Origin of the sequence: Microbacterium sp. 22215, assembly GCF_052045655.1 — a bacterium.
Classification (GTDB): Bacteria; Actinomycetota; Actinomycetes; order Actinomycetales; family Microbacteriaceae; genus Microbacterium; species Microbacterium phyllosphaerae.
Window position 1 is genome coordinate 519490 of record NZ_JBQEPC010000001.1, and the last position, 15170, is coordinate 534659.

The following is a 15170-nucleotide window of genomic DNA, read 5'->3' on the forward strand; positions in this document are numbered from 1 at the left end:
CGGGGTCTTCGTCATGTCTCGGACGCGCTCAGTGCGTGTCTTCGGCTTCGATCTCGGTACGGTCGCCCGACCACTGCGTGTGGAAGGTGCCCGGCTTGTCGATGCGCTTGTAGGTGTGCGCACCGAAGAAGTCACGCTGGCCCTGCACGAGTGCAGCGGGGAGGCGGTCGGCGCGGATGCCGTCGTAGTACGACAGCGACGACGAGAACGCCGGGGCCGGGATGCCGGCCTGCGCAGCCGCGACCACGACGCGACGCCACGGCGCCTGTGCGCGGGTGATGGCCTCGGTGAAGTACGGAGCCGTCAGCAGCACGGGAAGGCCCGGCTCTGCGGCGTACGCGTCGGCGATGCGGTTGAGGAACTGGGCGCGGATGATGCAGCCGCCGCGCCAGATCTTGCTGATCGCGCCGAGGTCGATGTTCCAGCCGTACTCGGCCGCACCCGCACGGATCTCGTCGAAGCCCTGCGAGTAGGCGACGATCTTCGAGGCGTAGAGCGCGAGACGCACGTCTTCGATGAAGGCGGCCTCGTCGGTGACGGTGAACGCGTCGTCGGGACCGGGGAGAGAACCGGCGACCTCGCGCTGCTCGGGGTGCGACGACAGCGAGCGGGCGAACGTGGCCTCGGCGATGCCCGAGACGGGAACACCGAGCGACAGCGCGGTCTGCACGGTCCATGCGCCGGTGCCCTTGGCGCCGGCCTGGTCGAGGATGACGTCGACGAGCGGCTTGCCGGTCTCGGCATCGACCTGGCGTAGCACCTCGGCGGTGATCTCGATCAGGTACGACTCGAGCTCGCCCTTGTTCCACTCGGCGAAGATCTCGGCGATCTCGGCGGGGGACTTGCCCGTACCGCGGCGGATGAGGTCGTAGGCTTCGGCGATCAGCTGCATGTCGGCGTACTCGATGCCGTTGTGCACCATCTTGACGAAGTGGCCGGCGCCGTCGTGGCCGACGTGCGTGACGCACGGCTCGCCCTCGGCGACCGCGGCGATCGACTTCAGGATCGGGCCGAGGGTGATCCAGGACTCGTCCGAGCCGCCGGGCATGATCGAGGGGCCGGTGAGTGCGCCCTCTTCGCCACCGGAGATTCCGGCGCCGACGAAGTTGATGCCGGTCTCGCGGACGGCCTTCTCGCGGCGGATGGTGTCGGGGAAGTAGGCGTTGCCGCCGTCGACGATGATGTCGCCCGGCTCGAAGACCTCGACGAGCGCGTCGATCACGGCATCCGTGGGGCGGCCGGCCTTGACCATGATGATCGCGGTGCGCGGCTTCTGGAGCGAGTCTGCGAACTCCTGGTACGTCGTGGCCGGGATGAAGCCGGCCTCAGGGTGCTCGGAGACGAGGGTCTCGGTCTTCTCGTAGCTGCGGTTGAAGATCGCCACCGTGTTGCCCTCGCGGCTGGCGAGGTTGCGGGCGAGGTTCGACCCCATGACGGCGAGTCCGACGACTCCGATGTTCGCTGATGCTTCGGGCACAGATGGCTCCTAGATCGAGAAGAAAGGGATGCATCCAGATTATCGCGGCCCACGGGGTGCTGCTCCCGTGTGTCGCCGGACGGCGCATCGCTGCCCGACGATGATCCCCGATCCGGACTGATCAGTCCTTGCGGTAGCCCGAGCGGCCGAGCATGAACAGCGCGGCGAAGGTGAATCCGGCGGCGCACACGGTCATCGCACCGATGAGCCAGGCGATCGCGTGGGAGAAGAAGACGCCGTCGAGCATGAGGGAACTCCGTGTTCTGCAGAGAGGGAATCGGTGTCCTCAGCCTACCGGCTCATCCGGTACCATGAGAGGAGTACCTCGGCGAGGGATGCTTCCGCGCGTGCGCTGGCATCCGTTATCGACGCGGCGAAGCAAGCCCGGTGGCTTTCCTCACGTGTCTGCGTTCGAGAACAATTCCAAGACCACCGCGTAGCTGTCGCTGCGTGTCCCGAAGGAGAACCCCATGTCTGAAGACACCAAGGTCAAGGCCGAGCTCCGCGAGAGCTTCGGCAAGGGCTTCGCCCGTCGTCTGCGCGCTGCAGGCAAGATCCCCGCCGTCATCTACGGTCACGGCACCGAGCCCGTGCACGTCGCACTGCCGGGCCACCAGGTCTCGCTCATCATCCGCCGCGCCAACGCGCTGCTCGAGCTCGACATCGAGGGCAAGGCCCAGCTCGCCCTGGTCAAGGACGTCCAGAAGGACCCCGTGCACCAGATCATCGAGCACATCGACCTGCTCGTCGTGAAGAAGGGCGAGAAGGTCGCGATCGACGTTCCCGTCATCGTCACCGGTGAGCCGGCTCCCGGCACGATCGTCAACCAGGACGCGAACACCCTGTCGATCGAGGCAGAGGCCACGCACCTCCCGCAGAACGTCGAGGTCTCGGTCGAGGGTCTCGAAGAGGGCGCGCACATCACGGCCGCCGACGTCACGCTCCCCAAGGGCTCGACGCTGCTGACCGACCCCGAGGTGCTCGTCGTCGCGATCGCGATCCCGGCCGAGGAGTCGCTCGAAGAGGACGAGGCCGGAGCCGACGAGGCTCCTGCCGAAGAGGAGCCCGCCGCGGAGTGATCTCCGCAGGCGCAGCTCACAGCTGACTGCATCACAGAGGGGGCGCGAGCAGATCGCGCCCCCTCTGTCGTATTCTGACCCGGGAACCGCACGGTGCCCGCATCCGAGAGGACGAGGACATGGCATCCACCTGGCTCGTGGTGGGGCTCGGCAACCCCGGCCCGCGATACGAGGCGACGAGGCACAACATCGGTCAGATGGTGATCGACGAGCTCGCATCGCGGCGTGGAGAGAGCTTCCGCGAACACAAGGGCGGGGCTCGCGTCGTCGAGACCTGGCTGCGCCCCGGGGGCGACAAGCTCGTTCTCGCCAAGCCGAACACCTTCATGAACGTCTCCGGTACCCCGGTCGCCGCGCTGGCACGGTTCTACTCGGTGCCGCCCGAGCAGATCATCGTCGTGCACGACGAGCTCGACATCCCTTTCGACACCGTCAAGCTCAAGACGGGCGGCGGCCACGGAGGGCACAACGGGGTCCGCGACATCGCCCGCGCGATCACCACTCCCGACTTCCCCCGAGTGCGCGTCGGCATCGGCCGACCGGTCGGACGCCAGGATCCGGCTGACTGGGTGCTCTCGCCCTTCGGCAAGGACGAGCGCGCGAACCTGCCGATCCTCGTGTCGGATGCGGCGGATGCCGTCGAGCTCCTGGTCGCCGAAGGGCTGCTGGCCGCGCAGCAGAAGCACCACGCTCCGCGCTGATCCACGCCGGAGCGACGGCGTCTGCCGCGAGGTGCTGCAGCTAGGGCAGGAAACCCGCCGCGGTACCCGCCGAGATCGTCACCAGCAACACGACCCAGAAGAAGATCGGACCGAGCACGGCGACCACGAGAGCCGCGATGCCCGCGCCGCGCCCCTGCTTCTTGCGGATGCCGACGATGCCGATCACGATCGCCGCGATGCCGAGGATGGTGCCGGTCCAGAACGCGATCTCGGCCCACAGCACCTGATCGCGTGCGGGGGAGAGGATCGAGAGGAAGTCGGGATCCGTCGTGTCGAGCCCGCCGGGAATCCGGTGGCCGATCTCGAACCCGGCGGCACCGGCGATGATCGGCGTGACCACGGCGGCGATGATCGCGAAGACCAGAGCGAGGATGCCGAGAAGTCCTGAACGTTTCTGCTCGGTCGGCGGCGTCTGGTAGCTGCCTGACGGAGCCGCATACCCGCCCACTGGTACCTGGTAGGCGCCGGGAGGGGCGGCCTGCGGAGCCGGCGCGCCGACCTGGTACGCCGGAGGTGATTGCTGGTACGCCGGGGGAGCCTGCTGGTAGGCGGGCGATGCCGGCTGATAGGTCGGAGGCGCCTGCTGGTATGCCGGGGGAGCCTGCGGGACAGCCGGCGGTGCCTGTTCGGTCGTCGGGGGAGCCTGCGGGTACGCGGGAGGTGTCGGCTCGGACGCGGGCGGAGCCTGCGGGTATGCGGGCGGCGCCGGCGTATACGTCGGCGGTGCCGGCGCGCCTGCGGGCGGTGCGACGGGCGGCTGCGGGGCGGCGGGCTCGGGTGCGGGGGGCACGGGAGGAACGGCACCGGACGGGGGCAGCTGCGGATCAGTCACGCCCCCATCCTAGGGCCGCTGTCAGACGCGACGAAGCAGTCCGACCCGGTCGTACACCGCGGCGAGGGTCGCATCGGCGACGGCATCCGCCCTGGCGGCGTTGGCCGCGAGGATCCGATCGAGTTCGGCCGGGTCATCCAAGAGCTCGAGTGCGCGAGCCCGGACCGGCTCGAACTCGTTCACCACGACCTCGGCGAGCCCCTTCTTGAAGTCACCGTACCCGCGACCCGCGTACTCGTCTTCGATCGAGGCGACCTGGCGCCCGGACAGGGCGGCGTAGATGGTCAGCAGGTTGGAGACGCCCGGCTTGTTCTCGCGGTCGAAGCGCACCGAGCCTTCGTTGTCGGTCACCGCGCGCATGATCTTCTTCGCCGACTTGGCGGGATCGTCGAGCATCCAGAGCACGCCCGCGTCGCTCTCGGCAGACTTCGACATCTTCGAGGTCGGGTTCTGCAGATCGTAGATGCGCGCGGTGTCCTTCTGGATGACCGGGCGCGGCACGACGAACGTCTCACCGAAGCGCGAGTTGAAGCGCTCGGCCAGATCGCGGGTGAGCTCGACGTGCTGCTTCTGGTCGTCACCGACCGGAACGACGTCGGTCTGATAGAGCAGGATGTCGGCAGCCATCAGCACGGGATAGGTGAACAGGCCGACGCTCGTGGCGTCGGCGCCGTATCGCGCCGACTTGTCCTTGAACTGCGTCATCCGTCCGGCCTCGCCGAAACCGGTGATGGTGGAGAGGATCCAGGCGAGCTCGGCGTGGGCGCGCACGTGCGACTGCACGTAGAGCGTCGACAGCGACGGCTCGATGCCTGCGGCGATGTACTGGGCGGCGGTGCGTCGCGTCTTCTCGCGGAGCTCTGCCGGGTCCTGCGCGACGGTGAGCGCGTGCAGGTCGACCACCGAGAAGTAGGCGTCGTAGGAACTCTGCAGGTCCCGCCACTGCAGGAGTGCCCCGATGTAGTTGCCGATCTGCAGAGAGTCGGCGGAGGGCTGCATTCCTGAGTAGAGGCGAGGTTTCGTCACGGTATCAATCCTATGCGGGCGGTGGTGGTCGGTGAGCCCGCCGGGCAGACTCGCCTCATGACGAGTCGCTCTGCGGACCCCATGACACGGGGTGAGGCGATCACCCGGATCATCGGGCTGGTGCTGGCCGTCTTCTTCGGCATCCCCTTCGTGGCTCTCGTCTGGGTGGCTCTGAGCAGCCGGTTCGGGTCGGCATCGGCTGATCCGCACGGGTACGGACTGATCTTCGGCACCGTGCTCGCGCTCGGCACCGGGTTGCTTCTCGCCGTGGCGCTTCCGCTCGTTCTTCCTCGTGCACGCCGGGGATCGGCCTACCTGTGGTGCATGCTCGGATACCTCGCGGTGGCGGCCGTGCTGGTCGTGTCGCTTCTCACCGCCTGACGCCCGCCGGGGCGCTCTCAGTAGGTGTAGTCGACGACGACCGGCGCGTGGTCGCTCCACCGCTGGTCGTAGGCGGCCGCACGAGCCACATGGTAAGCGGTGGCGCGCTCTGCGAGCGACGGCGTGGCGAGGTGATAGTCGATGCGCCAGCCGGAGTCGTTGTCGAACGCCTGTCCGCGCATCGACCACCAGGTGTACGGACCCTCGACCTCGCCGTGGAAGGCTCGTCCGACGTCGACCCAGCCGAGTCCGGTGCCGGTGGAGCCGTCGACGCCTTCGACGGTCTCGCCGGCTGCACCGAGGAACCGGTCGAAGTACCCGCGTTCGCGGGGCAGGAAGCCGGCCTTCTTGCGGTTGCCGCGCCAGTTCTTGATGTCGAGTTCGCGGTGCCCGACGTTCAGGTCGCCGGTGACCAGGGCGAGCGCGTCGTCGTCGTGGCCGAGTTCGGCCAACCGCACACCGAACGCGTCGAGGAACTTCCACTTCTCGTCCTGCTTGGGAGTGTCGGCCTCGCCGCTGTGCACGTAGGCGCTGACCACCGTGAGTGGGCGGTCGCCGATCAGGAAGTCGGCTTCGATCCAGCGGCCCTTCGAATCGAAGTCGGGGTCGCCGAAGTCGGTGCGGGTGGCCAGGGCAGGAGTACGGCTCGCGATCGCCACACCGGCACGGCCCTTGGCCGTGGCCTCGTCGTGTACGAACGTCCAGCCGGGGAGGGCGGCCTCGAGATGCTCGTCCTGACCGCGGACCTCCTGAAGTGTGAGGATGTCGACGTCGGCCGCATCGAGCCAGCCGCTCATGCCGTTGCGAGCCGCCGCTCGGATTCCGTTGACATTGACCGAGGCGATACGCAGATGAGGCATGATCACAAGCCTAACGAGGGCCGCCGACATCCTTCGACGGGCGCTGCAGCTCCGCGAGGAGACGCTGGGCGAGGGGAGAGCTCTCGTCGATGGGCGGGGGAGCGGATGCTTCGATCTCCGCGAGCTCTCGCTCAGCCGCACGCAGAGCTCTCTCCGCCTGCCAGGCCCGATACCACGGGGCGGCCTCGCGGGCGGCGTGCGCGTCGCGCATGCGGATCCGTGCGGCCGACAGCAGAGTCTGATGCTCGGCCAGCCGTCGTTCCGCCTCGGTCTGCGACAGCAGCGGGATCTCCTTGTCCTGAGCGGCGACCGCGATCCACGAGGACGCCACCAGCATCACCACGCCGTTGACGCGGAACCACAGCAGGAGGCCGATGAAGATCGCGAACGTGGCGAGCAGGGGGTTCGTCGGCGTGTAGCTGAGCAGGAATCCCGCACCGAACTGGAGGATCGTCATCGCGCCGCCGCCGAGGAGGGCGCCGGGCCAGATCGTTCCCCAGTGGAGGGACGTGCCGGTGAGGAATCGGACCATCGCCGCGAGTGCGCCCGACAGCAGCGCGAACGACACCAGCACGGTGCCGATGCGGATGCTGGTCAGGCCGTCGAGCGCGGATCCCCATCCGAGCAGGCTGAGGATCCAGCTCAGTGCGACCGCGCTGGCGGAGCTGAGCAGGGAGCCCGCGAGCAGTGAGGCCCCGAAGATCAGCGCGGCCAGCAGGTCCCGCGCCTTCAGGATGACGTAGCTGCGGCGGTCGGGCGGCAGACCGAAGATGTCGCGCGTCGCGCGGCGCGAGAACGTGACCCAGCCGATGGCCGTCCAGATCACGGTTCCGAGCGCGATCAGACCGGTGATGCTCAGGAGCCCGGTGGTGCTGACCGCGATCTCCCGCACCTGCTGCGGGGTGAACACCCCGCCCTCGTCCTGGATCAGGTTCGGGATGTAGCTGTTGATGATGTCGATCATCGCGTCGACCGCTTCGGTGCTGCCGCCGAGCCAGAGGCCCGCGATCGCGAAGGCGAGATAGATCGCCGCGAAGATCGCGAAGAGGGCCTGATAGCTCACACCCGCAGCGAGCAGGAAGCCGTTGTGCTGCAGGAAATGTCGCCAGACCCGCACGGGGAACAGCCCGAGTGTGCGCTGCGTCAGCGCGGTGGCCCGTTCGACGGCCGCGTCGAGGCGGCGGGGCTCGCTCTCGGCACCGGCGGGATCAGACACATCCTCACCCTATCCACATGACGAGAACGGGCGGGCTCCCGTGAAGGAGCCCGCCCGTCGTCGTCAGTGCGCGGAGATCAGGGACGACCGCGGAGAACCGCCTGCTTGACCTCGGCGATGGCCTTGGTGACCTCGATGCCACGCGGGCATGCCTCGGAGCAGTTGAAGGTGGTGCGGCAGCGCCACACACCCTCCTTGTCGTTGAGGATGTCGAGACGCACCGCGGCGTTGTCGTCGCGGGAGTCGAAGATGAAGCGGTGCGCGTTCACGATCGCGGCGGGGCCGAAGTACTGTCCGTCGGTCCAGAAGACCGGGCACGACGACGTGCACGCGGCGCAGAGGATGCACTTGGTCGTGTCGTCGAAGATCTCGCGATCGGCGATCGACTGCACGCGCTCCTTGCCCTTCGCGGGCGCCGAGTTCGCGACCAGGAACGGCTGCACCTCGCGGTACGAGGCGAAGAACGGCTCCATGTCGACGACGAGGTCCTTCTCGAGCGGCAGACCCTTGATCGCCTCGACGTAGATCGGCTTCGAGATGTCGAGGTCCTTGATCAGCGTCTTGCAGGCGAGCCGGTTGCGGCCGTTGATGCGCATGGCGTCGGAACCGCAGATGCCGTGGGCGCAGGACCGGCGGAACGTGAGCGAGCCGTCGACCTCCCACTTGATCTTGTGCAGCGCGTCGAGCACGCGGTCGGTCGAGTACAGCTCCACGTCGTAGTCGACCCAGTGCGGCTCGGCGTCGACCTCGGGGTCGAACCGGCGGATGTTGAACGTGACGATGAAGGACTGGATCGCAGCCTCCTCCGTCGTGTCGGCGGGGGCCTCAGCGATGGCGTTGGACATGCTCAGTACTTCCTCTCCATCGGCGGGTAGTTGAGTTCGCCCTGCTCGTTCTTCGTGAACACGACGGGCTTCCAGTCGAGCTTGATGTGATCGCTCGGGGTGGAGGAGTGCGGGTCGCCGGTCAGGTACGCCATGGTGTGCTTCATGTACTTCTCGTCGTCACGCGTCGGGAAGTCGTCGCGCATGTGACCACCGCGGCTCTCCTCGCGGTTCTGCGCGGCGTAGACGACGACCTCGGCGATGTCGAGCAGGAAGCCCAGCTCGACCGCCTCGAGCAGGTCGGTGTTGAAGCGCTTGCCCTTGTCGTCGACGTGCACGTTCTTGTAGCGCTCGCGCAGCTCGGCGATCACTCCGAGGACGTGCTGGAGGGAGTCGTGCGTGCGGAACACCTGCGCGCCCTTGTCCATCTCGTCCTGCAGCTCCTTGCGGAGAACGGCGATGCGCTCGGTGCCCTGGTTGTTGCGCAGGTCCTCGAGCATCCCCGAGACGAACCCGGCGGGGTTCTCGGGAAGCGGCACGAACTCCGCGGTCTTGACATACTCGACCGCGTTGCGCCCGGAGCGCTTGCCGAACACGTTGATGTCGAGCAGCGAGTTGGTGCCGAGTCGGTTGGCTCCGTGCACCGAGACGCAGGCGCACTCGCCGGCGGCGTAGAGACCGGGGACCACCGTGTCGTTGTCGGCGAGCACCTCGCCGTTGTTGTTGGTGGGGATGCCGCCCATCGCATAGTGGGCGGTCGGCATGACCGGCACGGGCTCGACGACCGGGTCGACGCCCAGGTACGTGCGGGCGAACTCGGTGATGTCCGGGAGCTTGGTCTCGAGCACCTCGGCGCCCAGGTGCGTGCAGTCGAGCAGCACGTAGTCCTTGTGGGGTCCGGCGCCGCGGCCCTCTGCGACCTCCTGGACCATGCAGCGAGCGACGATGTCGCGGGGAGCGAGGTCCTTGATGGTCGGGGCGTAGCGCTCCATGAAGCGCTCACCCGAGGCGTTGCGCAGGATCGCGCCCTCACCGCGAGCGCCCTCTGTGAGGAGGATGCCGAGACCGGCGAGTCCGGTGGGGTGGAACTGGAAGAACTCGAGGTCCTCGAGGGGGAGGCCCTTGCGCCAGACGATGCCGACGCCGTCGCCCGTGAGGGTGTGGGCGTTCGAGGTCGTCTTGAAGATCTTGCCGAAACCGCCGGTCGCGAAGATCACGGCCTTGGCCTGGAAGACGTGCAGCTCGCCGGTCGACAGGTCGTAGGCGACGACGCCCGAGACCTGCGTCTTGCCGTCGGCATCTTTCACCGTCAGCAGATCGAGCACGTAGAACTCGTTGAAGAAGTTGATGCCGAGCTTGACGCAGTTCTGGAACAGCGTCTGCAGGATCATGTGGCCCGTGCGGTCGGCCGCGTAGCACGCACGGCGGACCGGGGTCTTGCCGTGCTCGGCGGTGTGGCCGCCGAATCGACGCTGATCGATCTTGCCCTCGGGGGTGCGGTTGAAGGGCAGACCCATGTTCTCGAGGTCGATGACCGCGTCGATCGCCTCCTTCGCGAGGATCTCCGCAGCATCCTGGTCGACGAGGTAGTCGCCACCCTTGACCGTGTCGAAGGTGTGCCACTCCCAGCTGTCCTCCTCGACGTTGGCGAGCGCAGCCGCCATGCCGCCCTGCGCCGCACCGGTGTGCGAACGCGTCGGGTAGAGCTTGGAGATGACCGCGGTCTTCGCGCCGGGGCCGGCCTCGATGGCCGCCCGCATGCCGGCGCCACCGGCGCCCACGATGACGATGTCGAACTGGTGGTAGTGCACTCCGTCGCGCACGACGGAATCCTGGGTCTCGGTAGTCACTTCTCGTATGCCTTCTCTTCTACTTGCCCAGCGCCTGGCACGTGTCCCACAGCGTGCTCGTCTCTTCCACTCCCAGGCACGGGTCGAACGTGAAGACGACGAGCGTGCCGAGGATGATGAGCAGAGCTGCGGCCAGGCCGAGGGCCCAGGTCAGCGCCTTGCGAGCCGTGGTGTTCGTGACGTAGTCGTTCACGATCGTCCGCATGCCGTTGGCGCCGTGGATCAGTGCCAGCCAGAGCATGATGACGTCCCACCACTGCCAGAACGGCGTGGCGAACTTGCCCGCGATGAACGCGAAGTCGAGCGCGTGGATGCCCTCGCCCACCATGAGGTTGATGAACAGGTGGCCGAAGATCAGCACGACGAGCACGACGCCGGAGCCGCGCATGAAGAGCCAGCCCCACTTCTCGAGGTTGAATCCGCGCTGACGGCGGACGGGGGCTGCGACGGTCTGAGCGGTCATCAGTGTCCTCCTCCGAAGCCGGCGAACGCGAGCATGAGGTGGCGCGGCACGAAGCCGGCCATGATGATGCCCCAGACCAGGAGCACGCCCCAGAACAGCTGGCGCTGGTACTTGGCGCCCTTCGACCAGAAGTCGACCGCGATGATGCGCAGGCCGTTCATCGCATGGAACACGATGCCCGCGACCAGCACGACCTCACCGAGGGCCATGACCGGGTTCTTGTAGGTTCCGATGACGGCGTTGTACGCCTCGGGCGACACCCTGATGAGTGCAGTGTCGAGCACATGCACCAACAGGAAGAAGAAGATGGCGACTCCGGTGATGCGGTGAAGCACCCACGACCACATGCCTTCGCGGCCCCGGTAGAGGGTGCCGCGGGGCGTCTTGGAAGTGGTTTCCGAAATCGACGGTGTCAAGCGAGCGCTTGTGGACACGGTCGTCCTCCCTGGATCGATGTGACTCGGTCGCGTGCGATGCGTCTTCCAAGCGTGAGCCTGCTGTCTCAGGCACGGCCGATCGGACACCATCCTATTCCCGGGAGACGCCGGTGGGCGACGAAGGGGAACCTAAGTATCTCGATGTCGAGACTTTCGGATGACCGCGATCAGCCGATCTGAGCCATCGTGCTCCAGCCGCTCCCGATCGTCTGGCGCGCCAGGAACCCGCCGCGTCCGTTGCCGGGGTAGAGCCACAGGGTTCCGTCGGACGCTCGGCCGACCACGTCGGGAGCGCCGTCGCCGTTGAGGTCTCCGCCGCCGAAGATCGCGGTGAAGGACCGCCACCCGGTGCCGATGCGCACCGCTTTGCCCCAGGTCCCCTTGCCCGTGGTGGGGTAGAGCCACAGAGTCCCGTCCGAGGTCTTGCGAGCGATGATGTCGCCGCGGGAGTCGCCGGAGAAGTCACCCGCGTGCGAGATCGAGTCGAACGCGTTCCAGCCGCTGCCCATCTGCGCTCCGCCTCCGGACAGGAAGCCGCCCTTGCCGTTGCCCTTGTAGAGCTTCAGCGCACCCGTCGTCGTCTTGGCGATGATGTCGGGCAGCCGGTCGCCGTTGAAATCGATCCCGCCGATCAGCTGCGTGAAGGCCGACCACCCCGTGCCGATCTGCGTCGGTGTGCGCAACGCGCCCCGGCCGTCGCCGGCGTAGAGCATCAGCCTGCCGTTCGCCTCGACCCTGGCGAGGTCGGGGATGCCGTCGCCGGTGAAGTCGCCGAGCGTCGTGAAGGTCCGTGCGCCCCACGTCGCCGAGAGAGTGATCGGGCTCGCCAGGCCGCTCTTCCCGGTGCCGGGATACAGGACCAGTGAGCCGCTCGCTGTACGCGCGACGATGTCGGCGTTGCGATCGGAGGTGAGGTCGCCGGCGCCACCGGGGAGCTTCTTGACGGGTGATCCGATCCCGAAGATCTGCACCCAATACGAGCGGTAGCACGATCCGGTCGCGTATCCCACGCCGAGGCCGGTGTAGCGGCTGTCGAGGATGTTGGCCTTGTGCCCTGCGGAGCCCATCCACGCCGTCATCACGGACGACGCATCCGGCTGCCCCGCTGCGATGTTCTCGCCGGTCGCGATCCATCCGGATGCCGCGACGCGGGTGCTGCGCCACTGCGAGGTGCTGTGCTCGAAGGTGCACGTCGACGCGAGATGCCGTGCCCACTCGGCTGCCGCGGCGTCGAGCGCCGGATCAGAGATCAGAGGGCGGAGGCCGGCCTGCGTGCGCTGTGCGTTGGTGAGGGAGAACACCTCGCCTGCGACGCCGCCGGCGGCGGATGCGGAGGTGGGGACGAGGACGGCTGCGGCCAGGACGATGACGACGGCGGCGGTGGCGCGACGAAGCAGAGCGGGGCGCCGTGTGGGGGAGGGGGCCATGGCATGACCATACTGGGGCTCGGCGTGGCCGTCGCAACACCCCGATACGCTGGGCTGCATGAGCCAGCCGATCCAGGACTTCTACGCAGTGATCCCGGCGGGCGGGATCGGCAGTCGGCTGTGGCCGCTCTCACGGGCGGACGCACCGAAGTTCCTGCACGATCTCACCGGCTCGGGCCACTCCCTCCTGCGCGACACCTGGGACCGTCTCGAGCCGCTCGCGGGCCCAGACCGCATCGCCGTCGTCACAGGTCGGGCGCACCGCGCCGCGGTGGAGGCCGAGCTGCCGGGGATCGCTGATCTGAATGTCTTCCTCGAGTCGGAGCCGCGCGAGTCCGCCGCGGCCATCGGGCTCGCCGCGGCGATCCTGCATCGCCGCGACCCCGACGTCATCATCGGCTCGTTCAGCGCCGACCACGTGATCCGCAGCACCCGGGTGTTCGAGTTCGCCGTGCGCGATGCCGTCGAGGTCGCGCGGGAGGGGTACATCTGCACGATCGGCATCTCGCCGACCGAGGCCGCGGTGGGGTTCGGCTACATCAAGAAAGGGCCGGAGCTCGTCGTCGACGGCGCCCGTGAAGCCGCGCTCGTCGAGAGCTTCGTCGAGAAGCCCGACCTCGAGACGGCCAAGGCGTACTTCGCCGACCGCGGCTACCTCTGGAACGCGGGCATGTTCATCGCCAAGGCGAGCGTGCTCCTCGAGGAGCTGGCCGAGAACGAACCCGCTCTGCACGCCGGGCTGATCGAGCTGGCAGAGGCATGGGACGACCGCGAGCTCCGCGGCCCCGCCGTCGATCGGATCTGGCCGGGGCTCAAGAAGATCGCGATCGACTACGCCGTGGCCGAGCCCGCCGCCCGCCGAGGACGCCTCGCCGTCGTGCCCGGCCACTTCGACTGGGACGACGTCGGTGACTTCGCATCGCTGACCAAGCTCATCAACAACGGGCGCAAGAACGACCTGGCCGTTCTCGGGCCGAACGCGCGCGTGCTGTCGGATGCGGCGAGCGGCATCCTCGTCAGCCAGACCTCACGGGTGATCAGCCTCGTCGGCGTCAAGGACATCGTCGTGGTCGACACCCCCGACGCGCTGCTGGTCACCACGGTCGAGCACGCGCAACGGGTCAAGGGCGTCGTCGAGTCGCTCAAGCTCACGGGACAGGGCGACGTGCTCTGATGAGCACGGCCGCCCGCTCATCCGCCGTCTTGGTTTCAGGTTTGTAACCATTCGATTGCCGCTCGCCTGCGGGCATGCACAAAAGTCGAAACACTGGGTAACTTTGATCGATCCGCGAGGGCCGCGGCACCGTTCAGGAGGCATGAGTTGACCATCTCCACCACCAAGAAGCTGCTCGGCGCGACCATCGCCGCCGGCGTCGTCTTCGCACTCGCCGGCTGTGGCCAGGCTCCGACCGAATCGGGCGGCGACGGGGACGCGGCTGTCGATTCCGACTTCCTGCCCTGCCTCGTCTCCGACGCCGGCGGATGGAACGACAAGTCGTTCAACCAGTCCGCCAAGGAGGGCATGGACCGTGCCGCCGACGAGCTGGGCGTCAAGCCGCTCGAGTTCGAGTCGGCCAACGACAACGACTACGCACCGAACCTCGAGACCGCGGTCTCCGAGGGCTGCTCCCTCATCGTCTCGGTCGGCTTCAAGCTGTCCGCCGCGACGGTCGAGTCGGCACTCGCCAACCCGAAGATCAACTACGCGATCATCGACGACTACGCCGACAACGACTTCGACGGCACCACGGATGCTCCGAACATCAAGCCTCTCGTCTTCGACACCGCTCAGGCCGCCTACCTCGGTGGCTACGCCGCGGCCGGATGGTCGGCTCAGGCGGGCGTGAACAAGATCGGCACCTTCGGCGGAATGCAGATCCCGTCGGTCGCCGTGTTCATGGACGGCTTCCAGCTCGGTGCCGAGAAGTACAACGAGGACAAGTCCGCTTCCGTCGAGGTCTTCGGCTGGGACACCGCCACGCAGAAGGGCTCCTTCACCGGCGGCTTCGACGCGAACGACACGGCCAAGCAGACCGCTCAGGGCGTGCTCGACCAGGGCGTCGACGTGATCCTCCCGGTCGGTGGACCGATCTACCAGAGCGCGGCTGCGGCGATCGCCGACAGCGGCAAGGACACGCTGATGGTCGGCGTCGACAGCGACCTCGCCGTCGCTGACGAGTCGGTGGCCGACGTCACGCTCTTCTCGATCATGAAGGCGATCGACGTGGCCGTCGAGGATGCGACGATCGCAGCCTCCAAGGGCGACTTCGACCCGGCTCCGTACATCGGCACGCTCGAGAACGAGGGCGTGAAGCTCTCGGGCTTCGGCTCGTTCGAGGGCGACCTGCCCGACGGCCTGCTCGACGAGATCGCCGCTCTGCAGGAGCAGATCATCGCCGGCGACATCACGGTGGAGTCCCCGAACTCCCCGTAAGTCATACAGTTCCAGCGCGGGGCGAGTGGTGCAATCAGNCCCCGCGCCGTGGACGGACCATGACGACTTTCACGGCGCACCCGGGCGATCCCCGCGCGATGCGCCCGGATTCTTCAGACTCTTCTGGATGACACTTCTGGAT

At 67.6% G+C, this 15170-nt stretch carries 16 protein-coding genes; 5 read left to right on the top strand and 11 right to left on the bottom strand.

What is annotated here, in order from left to right; translation table 11 throughout:
• Nucleotides 1–28 precede the first annotated feature (28 nt).
• Both gndA and ACTJKH_RS02675 read right to left on the bottom strand, forming a co-directional pair.
• Entirely contained in the window at nucleotides 29–1477 is a 1449-nt protein-coding gene (gene gndA / locus ACTJKH_RS02670; RefSeq protein ID WP_440735653.1) for an NADP-dependent phosphogluconate dehydrogenase, read from the bottom strand.
• A 121-nt stretch (nucleotides 1478–1598) separates the two neighbouring features.
• On the bottom strand, nucleotides 1599–1724 hold the full coding sequence (locus ACTJKH_RS02675) for a hypothetical protein (RefSeq protein WP_259161935.1): 126 nt from the start codon (nucleotides 1722–1724) through the stop codon (nucleotides 1599–1601).
• A 223-nt stretch (nucleotides 1725–1947) separates the two neighbouring features.
• Between ACTJKH_RS02675 and ACTJKH_RS02680 the strand changes: the two genes are divergently transcribed.
• On the top strand, nucleotides 1948–2556 hold the full coding sequence (locus ACTJKH_RS02680; protein WP_440735654.1) for a 50S ribosomal protein L25/general stress protein Ctc: 609 nt from the start codon (nucleotides 1948–1950) through the stop codon (nucleotides 2554–2556).
• A gap of 119 nt (nucleotides 2557–2675) precedes the next feature.
• Nucleotides 2676–3257, top strand: coding sequence for an aminoacyl-tRNA hydrolase (pth, locus tag ACTJKH_RS02685; RefSeq protein ID WP_210098475.1), 582 nt, complete (start codon nucleotides 2676–2678; stop codon nucleotides 3255–3257).
• 40 nt (nucleotides 3258–3297) lie between these two features.
• Here the strand turns inward: pth and ACTJKH_RS02690 are convergent, their stop codons facing one another.
• On the bottom strand, nucleotides 3298–4110 hold the full coding sequence (locus ACTJKH_RS02690) for a hypothetical protein (RefSeq protein WP_440735655.1): 813 nt from the start codon (nucleotides 4108–4110) through the stop codon (nucleotides 3298–3300).
• Nucleotides 4111–4131: 21 nt separating this feature from the next.
• Nucleotides 4132–5136, bottom strand: a complete 1005-nt coding sequence (gene trpS / locus ACTJKH_RS02695) for a tryptophan--tRNA ligase (RefSeq protein ID WP_210098474.1) — start codon at nucleotides 5134–5136, stop codon at nucleotides 4132–4134.
• A gap of 57 nt (nucleotides 5137–5193) precedes the next feature.
• Here trpS and ACTJKH_RS02700 point away from each other — a divergent pair, with 57 nt between their 5' ends.
• Nucleotides 5194–5517 (top strand): hypothetical protein, encoded by a 324-nt coding sequence (locus ACTJKH_RS02700; protein ID WP_440735656.1) that lies wholly within the window; start codon nucleotides 5194–5196, stop codon nucleotides 5515–5517.
• Between the two features lie 17 nt (nucleotides 5518–5534).
• On the opposite strand, the gene ACTJKH_RS02705 is transcribed toward ACTJKH_RS02700, so the two are convergent.
• The 7 genes from ACTJKH_RS02705 to ACTJKH_RS02735 all read right to left on the bottom strand — a co-directional run bounded on the left by ACTJKH_RS02705 (nucleotide 5535) and on the right by ACTJKH_RS02735 (nucleotide 12594).
• Entirely contained in the window at nucleotides 5535–6377 is an 843-nt protein-coding gene (locus tag ACTJKH_RS02705) for an exodeoxyribonuclease III (protein ID WP_440735657.1), read from the bottom strand.
• Between the two features lie 10 nt (nucleotides 6378–6387).
• A complete protein-coding gene (locus ACTJKH_RS02710) occupies nucleotides 6388–7593 on the bottom strand; it encodes a YihY/virulence factor BrkB family protein (protein ID WP_440735658.1) in 1206 nt (401 codons plus the stop codon).
• Between the two features lie 77 nt (nucleotides 7594–7670).
• Complete coding sequence (locus ACTJKH_RS02715; protein ID WP_440735659.1) at nucleotides 7671–8438, bottom strand: succinate dehydrogenase iron-sulfur subunit; 768 nt, start codon at nucleotides 8436–8438, stop codon at nucleotides 7671–7673.
• Between the two features lie 2 nt (nucleotides 8439–8440).
• Nucleotides 8441–10267, bottom strand: coding sequence for a succinate dehydrogenase flavoprotein subunit (sdhA, locus tag ACTJKH_RS02720; protein WP_194763543.1), 1827 nt, complete (start codon nucleotides 10265–10267; stop codon nucleotides 8441–8443).
• A gap of 19 nt (nucleotides 10268–10286) precedes the next feature.
• On the bottom strand, nucleotides 10287–10730 hold the full coding sequence (locus ACTJKH_RS02725; protein ID WP_440735660.1) for a succinate dehydrogenase hydrophobic membrane anchor subunit: 444 nt from the start codon (nucleotides 10728–10730) through the stop codon (nucleotides 10287–10289).
• Nucleotides 10730–11164, bottom strand: coding sequence for a succinate dehydrogenase, cytochrome b556 subunit (sdhC, locus tag ACTJKH_RS02730; protein ID WP_074731658.1), 435 nt, complete (start codon nucleotides 11162–11164; stop codon nucleotides 10730–10732). Before sdhC ends, ACTJKH_RS02725 begins: the two co-directional genes overlap by 1 nt.
• Nucleotides 11165–11334: 170 nt before the next feature.
• Nucleotides 11335–12594 (bottom strand): FG-GAP-like repeat-containing protein, encoded by a 1260-nt coding sequence (locus tag ACTJKH_RS02735; protein ID WP_440735661.1) that lies wholly within the window; start codon nucleotides 12592–12594, stop codon nucleotides 11335–11337.
• Nucleotides 12595–12652: 58 nt separating this feature from the next.
• Between ACTJKH_RS02735 and ACTJKH_RS02740 the strand changes: the two genes are divergently transcribed.
• Nucleotides 12653–13768 (top strand): mannose-1-phosphate guanylyltransferase, encoded by a 1116-nt coding sequence (locus tag ACTJKH_RS02740; RefSeq protein WP_440735662.1) that lies wholly within the window; start codon nucleotides 12653–12655, stop codon nucleotides 13766–13768.
• Nucleotides 13769–13915: 147 nt separating this feature from the next.
• The gene (locus tag ACTJKH_RS02745) at nucleotides 13916–15028 is read left to right on the top strand and encodes a BMP family lipoprotein (protein WP_259161924.1); all 1113 of its coding nucleotides are present in this window, start codon (nucleotides 13916–13918) and stop codon (nucleotides 15026–15028) included.
• The last annotated feature ends 142 nt before the right edge of the window (nucleotides 15029–15170 follow it).